The sequence below is a fragment of the Pseudomonas orientalis genome (assembly GCF_002934065.1).
GTDB classification, from domain to species: Bacteria; Pseudomonadota; Gammaproteobacteria; order Pseudomonadales; family Pseudomonadaceae; genus Aquipseudomonas; species Aquipseudomonas orientalis_A.
This window is the reverse complement of the sequence record NZ_CP018049.1, coordinates 3,311,519-3,330,665: the sequence shown is the minus strand read 5'-3', so window position 1 is coordinate 3,330,665 and position 19,147 is coordinate 3,311,519. Positions and strand designations below refer to the sequence as shown.

The following is a 19,147-nucleotide window of genomic DNA, read 5'->3' as shown; positions in this document are numbered from 1 at the left end:
TTTTGAGACTTGTAACACTATTTTTCATGCCTGGAGCAAAACAACAATGATCACATCCTCATCCACGCTGCAAGAGTCAAGCGCGCTCTCCGGGGTTTCCTGGGGGGCGATTTTTGCTGGGGCCGCGGCCGCAGCCGCACTGTCCCTGATCCTGGTGCTGCTGGGTTTCGGCCTGGGCTTTTCGGCGGTGTCGCCGTGGGCCGACAGCGGCATGAGCGCCAAGGGGCTTGGCATTTCCACGATTGTCTGGTTGGCATTCACCCAAATCGTTGCGTCGGGCCTGGGCGGTTACATTGCCGGCCGGTTGCGCGTGAAGTGGGCCAATATGCATGGCGATGAGGTGTACTTCCGTGACACCGCACACGGCTTCCTGGCCTGGGCGGTCGCGACACTGATCACCGCAATGCTGGTGGTCGGTTCGGTCAGCAGCGTGGTCAGCGGCGGCGTCAAAGCCGGTGCCAGCGTTGCATCGGGCGCCGCCAGCGGCATGTCCCAGGCCGCCGGCAGCATGACCAAGGGCGCCCACAGCGGCGACTTCGGCTACTACGTCGACAGCCTGTTCCGCGACGATCGCCCTGCAGCCGTCGGCGATGACGCCGCCCATGCCGTGGTCGGTCGCATCTTTGCGCGTACGTTGAGCAATGACGGCCAACTGGCTCCGGAAGACCGTACCTACCTGGCCCAGTTGATCAGCCAGCGCACCAACCTCAGCCAGGCCGATGCCGAGGCACGCATCGACAAGGTCTACGGCGATGCCCGTAAAGCTGTCGAAGACGCCAAGGTCAAAGCCAAGCAAGCCGCCGACACCGCTGCCAAAGTCGCCGCCTACACCTCGCTTTGGACCTTCGTCGCGCTGCTGATCGGTGCCTTCTTCGCCAGCTTCGCCGCCACCTTCGGCGGTCGCCGCCGGGATGCCGTGGTGTACGTCGAAACCGAAAACTACATTCGTTAAATCAAGGAGAACATGATGCGCTCATTACTGCTGTGGTTCCTCGGCGTGCCAATTCCGCTGATTATCCTGATCGCCATTTTCATGCACTGATCCGGATTCATCGCGGTCCATTGTGGGAGGGGGCTTGCCCCCGATAGCGGAGTGTCAATCAGCTGATTCGGCGACTGACACCCTGCTATCGGGGGCAAGCCCCTCCCACATTTGGTTGGCGGTAAACCAGCCTTAGTCGTCGAACCCCACCTGCTCGTGAATCTCGTCCACCTTCAACTCCAACCGATACGCCACTGCAATGAACAATGCCTGGCACAGGCACAGCGTGGCGCTCAGTGAGCGGAAGGCGAACGAGGAGCCTTCGTTGACCAACAGCACCGCGTTCGCCCGCTTGGCCAAGGGCGACAGGTTGCTGTCGGTGATAATCAACGTCTTGGCCTGGTGATGCTGGGCGATACGCAGGCAGTGCTGGGTCTCCTTGCCGTAGGGCGTGAAGCTGATCGCGATCACCAGGTCATTGGCGCGCACGCTGCGCATCTGTTCGCGATAGCTGCCACCCAGCCCCGAAACCAGGTGAATGCGCTTGTTGGTGTGCTGCAGGTTGTACACCAGGTAGTCGGCCACCGCGAATGAGCGGCGTACGCCGACCACGTAGATGTTGTCGGCATTCACCACCAGGTCCACGGCCTTGTCGAAGGCCGTGTCGTCCAGCTCAAGCCCCAGCCGTTCGATGCCGGATAACGTGGCGTTGACGCACTCACGCGCCAGGTCGCCGCCGCTGGCCTTCTGCGACTTGTTGGCGATCATGCTGCGGATGCGCTGCTGGTAGTTCTGCACTGGCGTGGTCTTGTGGGTATACGCCTCGCGAAACAACGCCTGCATCTCACTGAACCCGCTGAAGCCGAAACGCTGGGAAAACCGCACGATGGCCGAGGGGTGCACTTCGCATTCACGGGCGATGTCGCTGATGCGGTCGACCATGATCCGGTCGCTCTGCTGGCTCATGTAGCTGGCGATGCGCTTGAGTTGACGCGGCAGGCTTTCGTATTCCTCGGTGATCAGCTGCAACAGGCGTTCGGCATTGATCGCAGGGCTGGCGATGGGATCTTCCAGGGTGGTCTCGGGATCGGTGCGGGACATGGGCAATCCTTCTGGCGTGTTCGTCTGGTGCGCTGATGGGTGGCGCAAGTCTACAGGGTAGGCACAAAAAAATACCTCGGCATCAAGGCCTGCGCGGGCTGCTGAAACGATGCACGACGGCTGCCACAGGATTATGCTGGCTTATTGGAAAAAATATTCCACTAAAAATAATTATGGAATAAATATTGATTGACGCCGCCGGACGTTCTAGTCTGCTCCCACCAAGAGCGTTTGCCGTCGCCACGGCGGCACAGCGCAGGCTGATAAAAATAACAGGAGCCAGCATGGGCCAGACTCGTTTTGCCAGTGGGCGTCAATTGGATCTGATTTGCCTCGGACGCCTGGGCGTCGACCTCTATGCGCAGCAAGTAGGAGCGCGGCTTGAGGACGTGTCCAGCTTCGCCAAATACCTCGGCGGTTCTTCCGCCAATATCGCCTTCGGTACGGCGCGACTGGGGCTGAAATCAGCGATGCTCAGCCGGGTGGGCGACGACCATATGGGCCGCTTCCTGGTGGAATCCCTGGCCCGTGAAGGCTGCGACGTCAGCGCTATCAAGGTCGACCCGGAACGCCTTACCGCCCTGGTGCTGCTCGGTCTCAAGGACCGTGAAACCTTCCCCCTGGTGTTCTACCGCGAAAACTGCGCCGACATGGCTCTGCGCGCCGAAGACATCAGCGAAGCCTTCATTGCTTCCAGCAAGGCGCTGCTGATCACCGGCACGCATTTCTCCACCGACGGGGTGTACAAGGCCAGTATCCAGGCACTGGACTACGCGGCTAAACACAACGTCAAGCGCGTGCTCGATATCGACTACCGCCCGGTACTCTGGGGCCTGGCCGGCAAGGCCGATGGCGAGACCCGTTTCGTTGCCGACCAGAATGTCAGCCAGCATGTGCAGAAGATCCTGCCGCGTTTCGACTTGATCGTCGGCACCGAAGAAGAATTCCTGATTGCCGGCGGCAGTGAAGACCTGCTCGGCGCCTTGCGTACGGTGCGCGCACTGACGCCCGCCACCCTGGTGGTCAAGCTCGGCCCGCAAGGCTGCACGGTGATTCACGGCGCTATTCCCGAACGCCTCGAAGACGGTGCGATCTACCCTGGCGTGCGCGTGGAAGTGCTCAATGTGCTGGGCGCCGGCGATGCCTTTATGTCGGGCTTCCTCAGCGGTTGGCTCAACGACGCCACGGATGAGCGTTGCAGCCAGTTGGCCAATGCCTGCGGTGGCCTGGTGGTGTCGCGCCATGCCTGCGCGCCGGCCATGCCGACACCTGCCGAGCTTGAGTACCTGTTCAATAGCCCGGTGCCGATCACCCGGCCTGACCATGACGCGACCCTGCAACGCCTGCACCGCGTCAGCGTGCCGCGCAAAACCTGGAAGCAACTGTTCGTGTTTGCCTTCGACCATCGCTGGCAACTGGTCGACCTGGCCCAGCGCGGCGGCCAGGATCTGGCGCGCATCAGTGCGATCAAGCAATTGTTTATCCAGGCCATCGAGCGCGTGGAGCGCAAGCTGGGCGAGCAGGGCATCGAGGCCGATGTGGGCCTGTTGGCCGACCAGCGTTTCGGCCAGGATGCGCTCAACGCCGCGAGCGGCCGCGGCTGGTGGATCGCGCGCCCGGTGGAGGTACAGAACTCGCGGCCGTTGGCGTTCGAACACGGCCGCTCTATCGGCAGCAACCTGATCGCCTGGCCTGCGGAACAGATCATCAAGTGCCTGGTGCAATTTCACCCCGACGACGAACCGCTGCTGCGCCTGGAGCAGGAAGCGCAGCTCAAGGCACTGTACGAGGCGTCCATTGTCAGCGGCCATGAACTGCTGCTGGAAGTCATCCCGCCCAAGGACCATCCCTCCACCTATCCCGACGTGCTCTACCGCAGCCTCAAGCGCCTGTACAACCTGGGCATCTACCCTGCCTGGTGGAAGATCGAGGCGCAATCGGCCGCGGACTGGAAAAAGCTCGACGAACTGATCGAAGAACGCGACCCGTACTGCCGGGGTGTGGTGCTGCTGGGGCTGAATGCGTCGGCGGAATTTCTCGCTGACGGCTTCAAGCAGGCCAGCCAGAGCACCACCTGCCGAGGGTTTGCCGTGGGCCGCACGATCTTCCAGGAACCGAGCAAGGCGTGGATGGCGGGGGAGATTGATGATGAGACCCTGATCCAGCGGGTGCAGGCGACGTTCGAGCAACTCATTACTGCCTGGCGCAGCGCGCGAAATTAAATCAGATCAAATGTGGGAGGGGGCAAGCCCCCTCCCACATAAAGCAGATTTTCAGTGTTAGTTGAAAACAATAAAAGGTGCAGCCATGCCCGCAATCCGAATTGGCATCAACCCGATCTCCTGGAGCAACGACGACCTGCCGGCGCTGGGCGGTGAAACGCCGCTGAGTACCGCGCTCAGCGAAGGTAAAGAGATCGGCTACGAAGGGTTTGAACTCAACGGCAAATTCCCCAAGGACGCCAAAGGGGTCGCCGATGTGCTGCGCCCCTATGACCTGGCGCTGGTCTCCGGCTGGTATTCCAGCCGCCTGGCGCGGCGTTCGGTGGCCGAGGAAATCGAGGCCATCGCCGGCCACGTCGAGTTGCTCAAGCACAATGGCGCGACGGTGCTGGTGTATGGCGAAGTGGCTGATTCGATCCAGGGCTCGCGCGTCCGTCTGATCGAACGCCCACGCTTTCACAGCGAGCAGGCGTGGCAGGCGTACGCCGACAAGCTCACGGAGCTGGCGCGGTTCACCCTGTCCCAGGGCGTGCGCCTGGCCTACCACCACCATATGGGCGCGTATATCGAATCCCCCGAGGATATCGATCAGCTGATGCGCCGCACCGGCCCGGAAGTCGGTCTGTTGTTCGACTCGGGCCACTGCTACATGGGCGGCGGCGAACCCCTTGAGGTGCTGCGCAAGCACATCGAGCGCATCTGCCACGTGCATTTCAAGGACGTGCGCAAACCCGTGGTGCAGCTGGCGCGCAACCAGATGTGGAGCTTTCCCGACTGCATCGTCAACGGCACCTTCACCGTGCCCGGCGACGGCGATATCGAGTTTGCGCCATTGCTCGATGAGCTGTTGGCCGCCGGTTACAGCGGCTGGCTGGTGGTCGAGGCCGAGCAGGACCCGGCCGTCGCGCCCAGCTATATCTATGCGAAAAAAGGCTATGACACGTTGCGAGCATTGCTCGACGAGAGGACTTAACCATGAGCTTGCTGGTCAAGAGTAACAAGCGCGGGCAAACCATGGTCGCCCTGGAAGCGGGGCGTCTGGAGTATGTGGGTTTCAGCGCTTATCGCCTGAGCCTTGGGGAGACGCTGCCGGTCAGCGCCGGCGACCAGGAGCTGTGCCTGGTGCTGCTCAGCGGCCGGGTGAATATCCAGGGCGAGGGCTTCGACTGGCAGAACCTGGGGGATCGTCAATCGGTGTTCGAGGACAAATCCCCGTTTGCCGCCTACCTGCCGCCCGGCACCGACGCCCGGGTCACCGCCTTGAGTGACGTACAGATCGCGGTGTGCGCCGCACCCGGCGCGGGCGGTTACACACCGCGCCTGATCCGCCCGGAACAGTGCAAGCGCAGCGTGCGCGGCAAAGGCGCCAACACCCGCTACGTGTGCGACATCCTGCCCGACAGCGAGCCGGCGCATTCATTGCTGGTGGTGGAAGTGCGCACGCCGTCCGGGCATTCGTCGAGCTACCCGCCGCACAAGCACGACACCGATGACCTGCCGCACCAGAGCTTCCTGGAAGAGACCTATTACCACCAGATCAATCCGCCCCAGGGCTTCGTATTCCAGCGCGTGTATACCGACGATCGCAGTATCGACCAGGCCGTGGCTGTGGAAAACAGCGACCTGGTGGTGGTGCCCAAGGGTTATCACCCGGTCAGCGTGCCGTACGGCTACGAGTCGTACTACCTGAACGTCATGGCCGGCCCCAAGCGTGCCTGGCATTTCCATAACGACCCGCAGCACAGTTGGCTGCTGGACCTCTGAAACGGTTTTGCACGGAGAACAACAACAATGAAGTCGCCGCTACGCTTTGCCCTTAACCGGATGGTCGCACCCAACCTGTCCCTGCCGGATTTCATCCAGTTGGCCGCGTCGCTCAAGTGCGATGCCATCGAGATCCGCAATGATCTCAAGGACCGCCAGATCGAATACGGCACGCCCGCCAGCCGCGTGCGCGAGTTGTGCGCGGCGCAGGGCATCACAGTGCTGTCGATCAACGCCTTGTATCCCTTTGACGTGTGGAACGATCAACGCCGGGCCCAGGCAATCGAGCTTGCCACCTATGCCCGTGAATGTGGCGCCCAGGGCCTGGTGATGTGCCCGTTCAACGAACCGGGCGACATGCGCACCGATGCCCAGCGCGCCGCCGGTTTGCGCACGGCACTGAGCGAACTGGCGCCGATCCTGCGCGAGTACGGCATCCTCGGCTTTGTCGAACCTCTGGGCTTCGAAGAGTCCGCCCTGCGCCGCAAGCGCGTGGCGGTGGACGCGATCAAGGCCATCGGCGGCCTGGATGTGTTCCGTGTGGTGCACGACACTTTCCATCACCATCTTGCCAACGAGCATGAGTTCTTCCCGGAACTCACTGGCCTGGTGCACATCTCCGGCGTGGAAGATGCCGACGCGCCGCTCAACGCGATCCGTGACGGCCACCGCGTACTGGTGGGCGAGGGCGACATCCTTGGCAATGCGGCGCAGATCGACACCTTGCTCAGCACCGGCTACAGCGGCTACCTGTCATTCGAGCCGTTTGCGAGCAGCGTGCATGAACTGGCGGATATCCGGCAGGCCTTGGGGGCCAGCATTGCCCACCTGAAAAAAAGTTAAGGGGCGCGACATGACCACCACCCGACTGACCATGGCCCAGGCCCTGGTGAAGTTCCTGGATAACCAATACATCGAAGTCGATGGCGTGCAGAGCAAGTTTGTCGCCGGCGTGTTCACCATTTTCGGTCACGGTAATGTGCTGGGCCTCGGCCAGGCGCTGGAGCAGGACAGCGGTGACCTGGTGGTGCACCAGGGCCGCAACGAGCAGGGCATGGCCCACGCCGCCATCGGCTTTGCCAAACAGCACCTGCGCCGCAAGATCTACGCGTGCACCGCCTCGGTGGGGCCCGGCGCGGCGAACATGCTCACCGCCGCGGCCACCGCCACCGCCAACCGCATTCCGTTGCTGCTATTGCCCGGTGATGTCTACGCCAGTCGCCAGCCTGATCCGGTGTTGCAGCAGATCGAGCAGTTCCACGACTTGAGCATCAGTACCAACGACGCTTTCCGCTCGGTCAGCAAATACTGGGACCGCATCAACCGCCCGGAGCAATTGATGAGCGCGGCGATCCACGCCATGCGCGTGCTTACTGATCCTGCGGAAACCGGCGCGGTCACCCTGGCGCTGCCCCAGGATGTGCAGGCCGAAGCCTGGGACTACCCGGATTATTTCCTGCAAAAACGCGTGCACCGCATCGAGCGTCGCCCGCCCACCGCCGCGATGCTCGACGATGCGCTAGCGGCTTTTCGCGGCAAGCGCAAACCGCTGATCATCTGTGGCGGCGGGGTGAAGTACTCCGGCGCGAATGCTGCGCTGCAAGCCTTTGCCGAGCGCTTCGATATCCCCTTCGCCGAAACCCAGGCGGGCAAGAGCGCGGTGGTGTCCAGTCACCCGCTGAACGTCGGCGGTATTGGCGAGACCGGTTGCCTGGCGGCCAACCTGCTGGCGCCCGAGGCGGACCTGATCATCGGCATCGGCACCCGTTATACCGACTTCACCACCTCGTCAAAATCGCTGTTCAAACAGGCCGAGGTGACGTTTCTCAACCTCAATATCAGCCCGTGCGATGCGTTGAAGCTCGACGGCGTGCAAGTGCTGGGCGATGCCAGGGTCGCCCTGGAAGCGCTGGCTGATGCCCTGGGCGACTACCGCGCCGGTTGGGGCGAACAGGTGCGCGACGCCAGGGCGCAACTGGACGCCGAAGTGGACCGGGTGCATCAGGTTGAATACCAGGGCGATGATTTCGTCCCTGAAGTCGATGACCACCTGGACCGCGCGGTCCTGCGCGAATTTATCGAACTGACCGGCTCCTGCCTGACCCAGAGTCGCGTACTCGGCGTGCTCAACCAGACCCTGGCCGACGACGCCATCATTGTCGCCGCCGCCGGCAGCCTGCCCGGCGATCTGCAGCGCGCCTGGCGCAGCAAGGGCGTGAACACCTACCACGTCGAATACGGCTATTCGTGCATGGGCTACGAGATCAACGCCGCCCTCGGCGTGAAGCTGGCCGAACCGGGCAAAGAGGTGTACGCGCTGGTCGGCGATGGCTCCTACATGATGCTGCATTCGGAACTGGCCACCTCGATCCAGGAGCGCCGCAAGATCAATGTGGTCCTGCTCGACAACATGGCTTTCGGTTGCATCAACAACCTGCAGATCGGCAACGGCATGGACAGCTTCGGCACCGAGTTCCGCTACCGCAACCCCGAGAGCGGCAAGCTCGACGGTGGCCTGGTGCCGGTGGATTTCGCCATGAGCGCGGCGGCGTATGGCTGTAAGACCTACAAGGTCAGCAGCGTGGAACAGCTTGAAGCGGCGCTGGCCGATGCACGTACCCAAAGCGTGTCGACCCTGATCGATATCAAGGTGCTGCCCAAAACCATGGTCCACGGCTACCTGTCGTGGTGGCGGGTGGGGGTGGCGCAGGTGTCCACCAGCGAACGCACCAACGCCGCCGCAAAAAAACTCAATGAACAATTGGCCAAGGCCCGGCAGTACTAATAACAAGAGGAGTGCATGTATGTCGTTGAAGCTTGGAGTGATCGGTACCGGTGCCATCGGCCGTGACCATATTCGTCGTTGCAGCCAGACCCTGCTCAACAGCCAGGTGGTGGCGGTCACCGATATCAACCTTGAACAGGCCGCCAGGGTGGTGGCCGATTTGAAGCTGGACGCCGAGGTGTACCCGGACGGCCATGCGTTGATCCACTCGCCGCAGGTGCAAGCCGTGCTGGTGACCTCCTGGGGGCCGAGCCACGAAGAGTTCGTGCTCGCCGCCATCGCCGCCGGTAAACCGGTGTTCTGCGAGAAACCTCTGGCCGTGACCGCCGAAGGCTGCCGCCGCATCGTCGAGGCCGAAGTGGCACACGGCAAGCGCCTGGTGCAGGTCGGTTTCATGCGCCCCTACGACGAAGGTTATCGCGCCTTGAAAGCGGTGATCGACAGCGGCCAGATCGGCGAGCCGCTGATGCTGCACTGCGCCCATCGCAACCCGACGGTGGGTGAGAACTACAAGACCGACATGGCGATTACCGACACCCTGATCCACGAACTGGACGTACTGCGTTGGCTGCTCAACGACGACTACGTCTCGGTGCAGGTGGTGTTCCCGCGCAAGACCAGCAAAGCCCTGGCGCACCTGCGCGACCCGCAGATCGTGCTGCTGGAGACCGTCAAGGGCACGCGTATCGACGTGGAAGTGTTCGTCAATTGCCAATACGGCTACGACATTCAATGCGAAGTGGTGGGGGAGAGCGGTATCGCCAAATTGCCGGAGCCTTCACAGGTACAGATGCGCAGTGGGGCGAAATTGTCGAACGCGATTCTGATGGATTGGAAGGACCGGTTTATCGGCGCCTATGACGTCGAATTGCAGGCGTTCATCGACAGCGTGCGCGCCGGGCAAGTGGGCGGGCCGTCGGCCTGGGACGGCTACGCGGCGGCGGTGGCGGCGGATGCCTGTATCGAAGCGCAGGACAGTGGACAGATCGTGCCGGTGAGCCTGCCGGATCGCCCGCATTTCTATGGCTGAACCACTGGAGAAACGCGGTTAAAAATGTGGGAGGGGGCTTGCCCCCGATAGCGGTGGATCAGTGACAAGAGTAGTTACTGGCACACTGCCGTCGGGGCATAGGTACCTACAAACCACGATGCGAAGCGAGTCGCTCTTGATCTTGATCTGCTTTTGATCTCAGGCGCCCCGTTAAACCACGCTGGCCGAACGCAGGCTTGAATCCGTGGGCAACCCGGCAGGACGCCGGGTTAGCCGCACTGGGCCATGGATGGCCCATTGCGGCGGCCCACGGATTCAAGCCGGAGAGAGGGCACACCGAGCCTAGGCGAGGTGCCGAGTGGTGGGGCAGGAGCCCTTTGGTTACTTTGGGGCTTTTCCAAAGTGACCCGCCGTCAGGGCGGAACCCTAAGTGGCCGTTACCGCAGAAACGGATATGTACTCGTTCCAATCCAACATCCTGGTCGGCCCAGAGGCCGCCATCGGGGGCAAGCCCCCTCCCACATTTGGACCTCGGAGCGTCAGGTAGATACGCGTTAGCTCCCTCGCCACAGGTGCGGTGTCGCACCAAAATTGTGTAGATACCTATGGCCATCGGGGGCAAGCCCCCTCCCACATTTGATTGGGTTTGCACTTCAAAGAAGGAATAAATCATGCGAATCGGACTACTCGGCTACGGCCACGGAGGGCGCTTCTTTCATGCGCCGCTGATTGCGACGTTGCCAGGCGCGACCTTTGTCGGCGTCGTCACACGATCCCCCGAACGCCGCCAGCAACTGGCAAACGACCACCCTGGCCTGCCAGCCTTCGACACCCTCGGCCAGATCGTCGAAGCCGGCGTCGACGCCCTCGTCATCTCCACCACCCTCAAAGGCCGTCCGGCCTTGGTGCTCGAAGCCATCGAACATGGCGTGGCGGTGGTCAGCGACAAACCCTTCGCCGCCAACGCCGAGCAGGCCCAGGCTTTGATCACCGCCGCTGAACGCCAAGGCACATTGCTCAGCGTCTACCAGAACCGGCGCTGGGACTCGGACTACCTGACCCTGCGCAAACTCATCGAAGCCGGTGCGCTGGGTCAGATCAGCCGTTTTGAATCCCGCGTCGAACGCTACAGCCCCCAGGCGGTGGGCAATGCCAGCGGCGGCGGCTGGTTGCGCGACCTCGGCAGCCATCTGGTGGACCAGGCCCTGCAACTGTTCGGCCCGGTGGACCGGGTATTTGCGCAACTGCACTTCACGCCCGAGCATCCCAGCCTCGATCACGGCTTTTTCGTGGCGCTGACCCATGCCAACGGGGTGATTTCGCACCTGTGGGGCAGCGCCTTGCAAAACAGCCAGGCGCCGCGATTTCGCGTCAGTGGCACGCTGGGTTGCTACACCGTTGAGGGGCTGGACGGCCAGGAAGACGCGCTGATGGCCGGCAAGTCACCGAAAACCGAAGGCGAGCATTGGGGCGCGGAAGAGCATCGACGCTGGGGCTGGTTCGAACAAGGGTCGGAGCGGGAACGGGTGCCCTCGGAAAAGGGTTGCTGGCCGCAGTTCTACCGGCAGTTGCAACGTGCCGTGCAAGGCCACGGGCCGCTGCCGGTAAACGCCTATGACGCGCTGGAAACCACCCGTATATTGGACGCCGCACGCCTCAGCGCCGAGCGCCAGCAGGTGGTTTCGACAAAAATAGAATAAAATTCTAAAACAGGTTGATATGGAAATTATTTTCCAATAAAGTCTTTTCCAGGTTGCATAAAGTACGTCTTGGGCTCGACCCCGGCGACTCAACAAAAACAAGATCAAAAACAACCAGGTACCGTCAGATGAAAATCTTCAACGCTGTACTGCGAGTTTTACGCCCTGCCCACACGCCACGCGCATTGCCTCGCGCCCGGCCGTTCTACTTCTCCTTCCTCAATGTGCTGTGCGTCGAAAACCAGGGCGCGCTGGTCTGCTGCATTCCCGGCGCTCCGGTGGTCCGCGTGCCTGCCGAACGCTGATAAACGCAACGTCCATAAAACCAACAAGAAAGTGGAGACAGACCGTTCATGAAGACCCCGATCCGTTTTACCGCGCTGGCCCTGTCGATGCTGCTCGCCAGCGGCGTTGCCGCGGCGGCTGACATCAAGGTGGGGGTGAGCATGTCCGCCTTCGATGACACCTTCCTGACCTACCTGCGCGAAGACATGGACAAGCAGGCCAAGTCCTATCCCAAGGGCGACGGCGTGCAACTGCAGTTCGAAGACGCCCGTGCCGACGTGGTCAAGCAACTGAGCCAGGTCGAGAATTTCATCAGTCAGAAAGTCGACGCCATCATCGTCAACCCGGTGGACACCGCCTCGACCAAGAACATTATCAGTGCGGCTACCAAGGCAGGCATCCCGCTGGTGTTCGTCAACCGTCGTCCGGACCAGAAAGACCTGCCCAAGGACGTGGTGGCGGTGGTCTCCGATGACGTCGAAGCCGGCAAGTTGCAAATGCAATACATCGCCGAAAAGCTCGGCGGCAAGGGCAAGATCGTGATCTTGCTGGGTGACCTGGCGAACAACTCCACCACCAACCGCACCAAGGGCGTGAAGGAAGTGCTGGCCAAGTACCCGGACATCAAGATCGAGCAGGAGCAAACCGGCATCTGGCTGCGGGACAGGGGCATGACCCTGGTCAACGACTGGCTGACCCAGGGCCGCGAGTTCAACGCGGTGCTGGCCAACAACGACGAGATGGCGATCGGCGCGTCCATGGCGCTGAAGTCGGCAGGTACCAAGCCAGGCACGGTGTTGATCGCCGGGGTCGACGGCACGCCGGACGGCCTCAACGCCATCACCAAGGGCGACATGGCCGCCTCGGCGTTCCAGGACGCCAAGGGCCAGGCCGTGGGCTCGGTGGAAGCGGCGCGCAAGATGGCCAGGCACGAGCCGGTGGAGCAGAACGTGGTGATCCCGTTCAAGCTCATCACCCCGGACAACGTCAAAGACTTCAAGTAGCCCTGAACTCACAACCCTAAGCTGGCAGGGCGGTCACGGCCGCCCTGCAGATGGAGTACCTTCCTATGCTCGCTCACGCCACTGTCGCGCCGCCGCCGGGTATCCAGCCGCTGGCGCAGGACGAACCCTACCTGCTGGAAATTCTCAACATCAGCAAAGGCTTTCCCGGCGTCGTGGCCCTGGACAATGTGCAGCTGCGCGTGCGCCCCGGCACGGTGCTGGCGCTGATGGGCGAGAACGGTGCGGGCAAGTCGACGCTGATGAAAATCATCGCCGGCATCTATCAGCCCGATGCCGGCGAAATCCGCCTGCGGGGCAAGCCGGTCACCTTCGAGACGCCGCTGGCGGCGCAGAAGGCCGGGATTGCGATGATCCACCAGGAACTCAACCTGATGCCGCACATGAGCATCGCCGAAAATATCTGGATCGGCCGCGAGCAGCTCAACAGCCTGCACATGGTCAACCACCGCGAAATGCACCGCTGCACCGCCGATCTGCTGGCGCGCCTGCGCATCAACCTCGACCCGGAAGAACAGGTCGGCAACCTGAGCATCGCCGAACGGCAGATGGTCGAGATTGCCAAGGCCGTGTCCTACGACTCCGATATCCTGATCATGGATGAGCCGACCTCGGCGATTACCGAAAAGGAAGTCGCGCACCTGTTTTCGATCATTGCCGACCTCAAGTCCCAGGGCAAAGGCATCGTCTACATCACGCATAAAATGAACGAAGTGTTTGCCATCGCCGATGAAGTGGCGGTGTTTCGCGACGGCCAGTACATCGGCCTGCAACGCGCCGACAGCATGAACAGCGACAGCCTGATCTCGATGATGGTCGGCCGCGAGCTGAGCCAGTTGTTCCCGGTGCGCGAGACGCCGATTGGCGACTTGTTGCTGTCGGTGCGCAATTTAAGCCTGGACGGCGTGTTCGAGGACGTTTCATTCGACCTGCACGCCGGTGAAATCCTCGGCATCGCGGGGCTGATGGGCTCGGGCCGCACCAACGTGGCGGAAACCATTTTCGGCATTACCCCCAGCAGCAGCGGGCAGATCACTCTGGACGGCAAGCCGGTGCGCATCAGCGATCCGCACATGGCCATCGAGAAGGGCTTTGCACTGTTGACCGAGGACCGCAAGCTCAGTGGCCTGTTCCCGTGCCTGTCGGTGCTGGAAAACATGGAAATGGCGGTGCTGCCGCACTATTCGGGCAACGGTTTCATCCAGCAGAAGGCCCTGCGCGCCCTGTGCGAAGACATGTGCAAGAAGCTGCGGGTGAAAACGCCATCGCTGGAACAGTGCATCGATACCCTGTCCGGCGGCAACCAGCAGAAAGCGCTGTTGGCGCGATGGCTGATGACTAATCCGCGCCTGTTGATCCTCGATGAGCCGACCCGTGGCATCGACGTGGGCGCCAAGGCCGAGATCTATCGATTGATCGCCTTCCTCGCCAGCGAAGGCATGGCGGTGATCATGATTTCCTCGGAACTGCCCGAAGTGCTCGGCATGAGCGACCGGGTGATGGTGATGCACGAAGGCGAACTGATGGGCACCCTGGATCGCGCGGATGCGACCCAGGAAAAAGTCATGCACTTGGCCTCCGGTATGACCGTGGTCCACTGACTCCAGAATAAGAAGGTGATGGGTTATGAATGCAATAACAGATAACAAGCCGGCCACGGCGCCGGTCAAGCACCGTCGACGCCTGCCTACCGAATTGAGCATCTTCCTGGTGCTGATCGGCATCGGCCTGGTGTTCGAATTGTTCGGCTGGATCGTGCGCGACCAGAGCTTTTTGATGAACTCCCAGCGCCTGGTGTTGATGATCCTGCAGGTGTCGATCATCGGCTTGCTGGCCATCGGCGTGACCCAGGTGATCATCACCACCGGTATCGACCTGTCGTCCGGCTCGGTGCTGGCTTTGTCCGCGATGATCGCCGCCAGTTTGGCGCAGACTTCCGATTTTTCCCGGGCGGTGTTTCCGTCCCTGACCGACTTGCCGGTGTGGATCCCGGTGGCGATGGGCCTGGGTGTGGGCCTGCTGGCGGGGGCGATCAACGGCAGTATTATTGCGGTCACCGGTATCCCGCCGTTCATTGCGACCCTGGGCATGATGGTCTCGGCCCGCGGCCTGGCACGTTACTACACCGAAGGCCAGCCGGTGAGCATGCTCTCGGACTCGTACACGGCCATCGGCCATGGCGCGATGCCGGTGATCATCTTTCTGGTGGTGGCGGTGATTTTCCACATCGCCCTGCGTTACACCAAGTACGGTAAGTACACCTATGCCATCGGCGGCAACATGCAGGCGGCGCGCACCTCGGGGATCAACGTCAAGCGTCACCTGATCATCGTCTACAGCATCGCGGGTCTGCTCGCAGGCCTGGCCGGCGTGGTGGCTTCGGCCCGCGCGGCGACCGGCCAGGCGGGCATGGGCATGTCCTACGAGCTGGACGCCATCGCGGCGGCAGTGATCGGCGGCACCAGCCTGGCGGGCGGGGTAGGGCGCATCACCGGCACCGTGATCGGCGCGCTGATCCTCGGCGTCATGGCCAGCGGCTTTACCTTCGTCGGGGTGGATGCGTATATCCAGGACATCATCAAGGGGTTGATTATCGTGGTGGCGGTGGTGATCGACCAATATCGCAACAAGCGCAAGCTCAAGCGCTAGGCGAACTCAAGGCTGCAGCAGGTCAAATGTGGGAGGGGGGCTTGCCCCCGATAGCGGTGTGTCAGCTTGAACATCTGTGTCTGGCTGACCGCCATCGGGGGCAAGCCCCCTCCCACATTTTTAGTTCTATGCCGTCCGGATCAACCGTCTGTCTTCTATATAGCTCCATAAACTTGAATTTCTTGCTATAAACGCACTCCGATGACCGTTCGCCAAGCCCGTCCTGGTGCTTTTGGGGGTTGTTCGGGAAAAATGCCTGTCATTTCAGTTGCTGCGCCTTCAAGTCGGCCTTAGACTGCCGCCCCTCGTAAATTGAGTGCCGGGTGGCGCTTGGAATGGATGGCGCCTTTCCGAGACCTGCAGAGGTCGGCCGGAACGCTCCCTTATTCGCCTTAATGCACGTATTTTTTATAGAGAAATCAATGACAAAGGAAAAGTTGCTGGCCATGCCGGCGGATGACTACATGAATGCCGAACAGCACGCTTTTTTCGAGAAGTTGCTGCAAGACATGAAAGTGGAACACCACGAGCGCATTGAACAGAACCGTATCGCCATTGAAAGCCTGGACACCCCGGCCGATCCGGCCGACGCTGCTTCCGTGGAAGAAGAGCGCACCTGGCTGGTCAATGCCATCGACCGCGACCAGCGCATGTTGCCGCAACTGGAACGTGCCCTGGAACGCATCAAGGAAGATTCCTTTGGCTGGTGTGATGACAGCGGCGAGCCTATCGGCCTCAAACGCCTGCTGATCAGCCCGACCACCAAATACTGCATCGAAGCGCAAGAGCGCCACGAACAGATCGACAAGCACCAGCGTCAAGCCTGACGCGGTGTACGGGGGGCCGTCTGATCGGCTCCCCGGAGAGCTTTGCGTTACAGCCCTGGTTATTGATCTACTGCAAGCGCCTGTACTAAAGGCCCATGGATAATGGCCCGATAGTGGCGTTTAATGCAGGCACAATAACGACAAGCAGCGGGGTAACGACAATGGCTGGAGATGGATCTCTGATGGGCGCAGCAGTACCACCGCAAACGGCGGCGCGGGTGCTGCCCGGCTGGCTGATACCGCTCGCGCAGAGTGCCGCTCTGGTGCTCTTACTGCTGGGCCTGGCGTTTGCCCGCTTGCCGATCTATCTGTGCCTGCCGCTGGCCTTGCTGGTGATCTGGCTACCCCGCCTGAAAAGTCCCAAGCCTTCTGTGGCCCACGCTACCGCCAGCGATGCGATTGGCGCGCTGACGCGCGACCTGTCCCATACCACCAGCCATAATGCACTCTCCGCTGCGGGCGTGGCCTATTCGGTCAAGCAACTGGCGGCGCGCCTGCAATCGCAGTTGAGCGCCTCCCAGCAAATCGTCAGCAGCGCGCAGGTGATGATCGGCACCGAACAGGTCACTGCCCAGCTCAGCCGCCAGGCGTTGGGCGCGGCCAGCCAGGCCCGTCAGCGCAGCAGCGAAGGCCGTGAAGTATTGGTGCAGTCGATCACCCGCATGCATCAGCTCAGCCAGCGTGCCGATGCCAGCCGCACGCTGATCGAAGCCTTGAGCCAGCGCAGCGAGGAAATCCAGCGCGTGACGCTGGTGATCCAGTCCATCGCCAGCCAGACCAACCTGCTGGCGCTGAACGCGGCGATTGAAGCAGCGCGGGCCGGAGAGCACGGGCGCGGGTTTGCGGTGGTCGCCGATGAGGTGCGCGGCCTCGCCGGACGTACGGCCACGGCCACCGATGAAGTCGGGGTGATGGTCGCCGACATCCAGCAGCGCACGGCCCAGGTGGTGGAGCAGATTCGCCAGCTGTCGGCGGACCTGCACACCGGTGTAGAGCAAGTGGAAGATGCCGGCGAACACCTGGCGAGCATCGCCGGCCTGGCGGCGGATGTGGAGCAGCAGGTCAGTGAAATCGCCCAGGGCACCGACACCAACCGCACTCAACTCGACAGCCTGTTCCACGCCGTGGAACAGATGCGCAGCGACCTTGCGATCAGCGATCAGCAAACCCGTCAGCTCGCCGATGCCGCTGTGCAGATGGAAGGGCAGGCAGAGACCATCAGCGAGCGCCTGGCGCAAGTCGGCCTGGATGACTATCACCAGCGCATCTATGACCTGGCCCGCGAAGGCGCCCGGCGAATTGGCGAACAGTTCGAGGCGGATGTGCTGCACAGCCGGGTCAGCCTGGAGGATCTGTTCGATCGCACCTACACGCTGATTCCAAATACCCACCCGAGCAAATATAAAACCCGTTTTGACGCCTACACCGATCAGGTATTGCCCGCTATCCAGGAGGCGCTGCTGCCGCGTCATGAAGGCTTGGTGTTTGCCATTGCCTGCACGCAGCAGGGCTACGTGCCGACGCATAACAAAGCGTTTTCCCACGCTTTGACCGGTGATGCTCAGGTGGACGCGGTGCAGAACCGCACCAAGCGCAAATTTGACGACCGCACGGGCTTGCGGTGCGGCAGTCATCAACAAGCCATGTTGCTGCAGACCTACACGCGCGATACCGGCGAATTGATGCACGACCTGTCAGTGCCGATCATGGTCCGCGGGCGGCATTGGGGTGGCTTGCGCCTGGGCTACAAGCCTCAATAGCAGCACGCCCACTCCTGCGGGAGGAGCGGCGTGCGGTCAGTGCGTTTGAATCAAGCGACAGGAGACTCATGCAGCAGGGCGTTGAGGTCATCGACCGCAGGCGCCCATTCGGCATCGACATGCAGTTGTTCCTTGAGGAAGCTCGCCTGTTGCTCGCTCCAGAAAGGCGCGTCGACGAGTTTCACGTCATCCGGCAGACGGTGCTCGGCGGTGAAGCGTTCGATGCCTTCCTGACTGGAGTCCAGGCCTAACTGGTCGAAGAGGGTTTCAAGTGTCGGGGTGGTGGTGTCCATCATATTCTCCATGCGGGCTGATCATCGTTCTGCATGTGAGGGGGATGGCGCGCCAGAGTTCTATCGGATTGTCACGAATTGAGTGCGCCTGAATCCACGGCGGCTTTCAGGGCCCTGGCGGCGTCTTTGCCGGCAAGGGCGGCAGCGTCGACGGTTTTGAACCAACGGTCTTTTTCGACCTGATGCGTTGTTACCGTGGTCAACGGCGGTTTGGCCCGCATGATGATGACCGCTTGAAACTCTCCGTCCACTTCCCTCGCATCGCCATGGATAAAAAATTCGCCAATATCAAATTCCGTCACGTATAGCCTTCCCTTCGCGGTAACTGCACTGATGAAACCTGACCCCAGGGGGCAAACTTCAAGGACGAGTCAGTATGGCAGTTGTTGAAGGGCCGCTGTGCAGTAAAGTGTGCAGTACAGTCAGCCAGCTGACGAAACGAGTGTGCCGTGCAGGCCAGGCGGGTTGGCTTCCAGCGCTTTTGCCAGTGCACAGGCCTTGCTGTGATCGCTGCGAAAGCCTTTTATTCTGCCGCTGGTCACTTCCTGGATATGAAAAAAGTTTCTTCCCGCCGGCACCACCCGATAAAGCACGGAATGGGAGTACCCATCGGGTGCAGGTAAGCAGTAGTATTGATGTTCGTCTGGACATGATGAATGAGTGTGAAAAGACGCAGTATCGTGTTGACGTCGTTGCATGCTCAGCTCCTGTCGATCGACCGGGTTGATATAAGCGCCACGTTTCGGCTGGTTTTGACCTGTGTTGC

19 protein-coding genes are annotated in these 19,147 nt (G+C 61.5%); 14 read left to right on the top strand and 5 right to left on the bottom strand.

Annotated elements, in window-relative coordinates:
* The first annotated feature begins 46 nt into the window (after positions 1-46).
* A complete protein-coding gene (locus BOP93_RS14905; RefSeq protein ID WP_104503242.1) occupies positions 47-952 on the top strand; it encodes a hypothetical protein in 906 nt (301 codons plus the stop codon).
* A 222-nt stretch (positions 953-1,174) separates the two neighbouring features.
* On the opposite strand, the gene BOP93_RS14900 is transcribed toward BOP93_RS14905, so the two are convergent.
* Together BOP93_RS14900 and BOP93_RS27455 are read right to left on the bottom strand one after the other, a co-directional pair.
* Entirely contained in the window at positions 1,175-2,083 is a 909-nt protein-coding gene (locus tag BOP93_RS14900; RefSeq protein WP_104503241.1) for a MurR/RpiR family transcriptional regulator, read from the bottom strand.
* Between the two features lie 82 nt (positions 2,084-2,165).
* Positions 2,166-2,369: a hypothetical protein gene (locus tag BOP93_RS27455; protein WP_157943506.1), complete on the bottom strand. Its 204-nt coding sequence runs from the start codon at positions 2,367-2,369 to the stop codon at positions 2,166-2,168.
* Between BOP93_RS27455 and BOP93_RS14895 the strand changes: the two genes are divergently transcribed.
* The 13 genes from BOP93_RS14895 (at position 2,368) to BOP93_RS14835 (ending at position 18,088) form a co-directional block, all read left to right on the top strand.
* Positions 2,368-4,305, top strand: coding sequence for a bifunctional 5-dehydro-2-deoxygluconokinase/5-dehydro-2-deoxyphosphogluconate aldolase (locus BOP93_RS14895; RefSeq protein ID WP_104503240.1), 1,938 nt, complete (start codon positions 2,368-2,370; stop codon positions 4,303-4,305). The two genes, BOP93_RS27455 and BOP93_RS14895, sit on opposite strands and share 2 nt — an antisense overlap.
* A gap of 85 nt (positions 4,306-4,390) precedes the next feature.
* Positions 4,391-5,278 carry a myo-inosose-2 dehydratase gene (iolE, locus tag BOP93_RS14890; protein ID WP_104503239.1) on the top strand — a complete coding sequence of 296 codons (888 nt, stop codon included), beginning with the start codon at positions 4,391-4,393 and terminating at the stop codon, positions 5,276-5,278.
* A gap of 2 nt (positions 5,279-5,280) precedes the next feature.
* A complete protein-coding gene (gene iolB, locus BOP93_RS14885) occupies positions 5,281-6,069 on the top strand; it encodes a 5-deoxy-glucuronate isomerase (protein ID WP_104503238.1) in 789 nt (262 codons plus the stop codon).
* Between the two features lie 27 nt (positions 6,070-6,096).
* Positions 6,097-6,912: a TIM barrel protein gene (locus BOP93_RS14880; RefSeq protein ID WP_104503237.1), complete on the top strand. Its 816-nt coding sequence runs from the start codon at positions 6,097-6,099 to the stop codon at positions 6,910-6,912.
* 10 nt (positions 6,913-6,922) lie between these two features.
* Positions 6,923-8,854: a 3D-(3,5/4)-trihydroxycyclohexane-1,2-dione acylhydrolase (decyclizing) gene (gene iolD / locus BOP93_RS14875; protein WP_104503236.1), complete on the top strand. Its 1,932-nt coding sequence runs from the start codon at positions 6,923-6,925 to the stop codon at positions 8,852-8,854.
* Positions 8,855-8,873: 19 nt separating this feature from the next.
* Positions 8,874-9,884 (top strand): Gfo/Idh/MocA family protein, encoded by a 1,011-nt coding sequence (locus BOP93_RS14870; protein ID WP_104503235.1) that lies wholly within the window; start codon positions 8,874-8,876, stop codon positions 9,882-9,884.
* A 632-nt stretch (positions 9,885-10,516) separates the two neighbouring features.
* The gene (locus tag BOP93_RS14860) at positions 10,517-11,545 is read left to right on the top strand and encodes a Gfo/Idh/MocA family protein (protein ID WP_104503234.1); all 1,029 of its coding nucleotides are present in this window, start codon (positions 10,517-10,519) and stop codon (positions 11,543-11,545) included.
* Between the two features lie 128 nt (positions 11,546-11,673).
* A complete protein-coding gene (locus BOP93_RS27635) occupies positions 11,674-11,850 on the top strand; it encodes a hypothetical protein (protein ID WP_163001556.1) in 177 nt (58 codons plus the stop codon).
* 48 nt (positions 11,851-11,898) lie between these two features.
* Positions 11,899-12,834 (top strand): sugar ABC transporter substrate-binding protein, encoded by a 936-nt coding sequence (locus tag BOP93_RS14855; protein ID WP_104503233.1) that lies wholly within the window; start codon positions 11,899-11,901, stop codon positions 12,832-12,834.
* Between the two features lie 65 nt (positions 12,835-12,899).
* Positions 12,900-14,453 (top strand): sugar ABC transporter ATP-binding protein, encoded by a 1,554-nt coding sequence (locus tag BOP93_RS14850; protein WP_104503232.1) that lies wholly within the window; start codon positions 12,900-12,902, stop codon positions 14,451-14,453.
* A gap of 25 nt (positions 14,454-14,478) precedes the next feature.
* Positions 14,479-15,501, top strand: a complete 1,023-nt coding sequence (locus tag BOP93_RS14845; RefSeq protein WP_024076018.1) for an ABC transporter permease — start codon at positions 14,479-14,481, stop codon at positions 15,499-15,501.
* Positions 15,502-15,923: 422 nt separating this feature from the next.
* The gene (locus BOP93_RS14840; RefSeq protein WP_003191666.1) at positions 15,924-16,328 is read left to right on the top strand and encodes a TraR/DksA family transcriptional regulator; all 405 of its coding nucleotides are present in this window, start codon (positions 15,924-15,926) and stop codon (positions 16,326-16,328) included.
* A gap of 95 nt (positions 16,329-16,423) precedes the next feature.
* The gene (locus BOP93_RS14835; protein ID WP_430758782.1) at positions 16,424-18,088 is read left to right on the top strand and encodes a methyl-accepting chemotaxis protein; all 1,665 of its coding nucleotides are present in this window, start codon (positions 16,424-16,426) and stop codon (positions 18,086-18,088) included.
* Positions 18,089-18,138: 50 nt separating this feature from the next.
* Here BOP93_RS14835 and BOP93_RS14830 read toward each other — a convergent pair whose 3' ends face one another.
* The 3 genes from BOP93_RS14830 to BOP93_RS27450 all read right to left on the bottom strand — a co-directional run bounded on the left by BOP93_RS14830 (position 18,139) and on the right by BOP93_RS27450 (position 19,079).
* Complete coding sequence (locus BOP93_RS14830) at positions 18,139-18,381, bottom strand: DUF2789 domain-containing protein (protein ID WP_065885227.1); 243 nt, start codon at positions 18,379-18,381, stop codon at positions 18,139-18,141.
* A gap of 71 nt (positions 18,382-18,452) precedes the next feature.
* Entirely contained in the window at positions 18,453-18,683 is a 231-nt protein-coding gene (locus tag BOP93_RS14825) for a hypothetical protein (RefSeq protein ID WP_104503230.1), read from the bottom strand.
* Positions 18,684-18,803: 120 nt separating this feature from the next.
* Positions 18,804-19,079 carry a hypothetical protein gene (locus tag BOP93_RS27450; RefSeq protein WP_157943505.1) on the bottom strand — a complete coding sequence of 92 codons (276 nt, stop codon included), beginning with the start codon at positions 19,077-19,079 and terminating at the stop codon, positions 18,804-18,806.
* Positions 19,080-19,147: the final 68 nt, after the last annotated feature.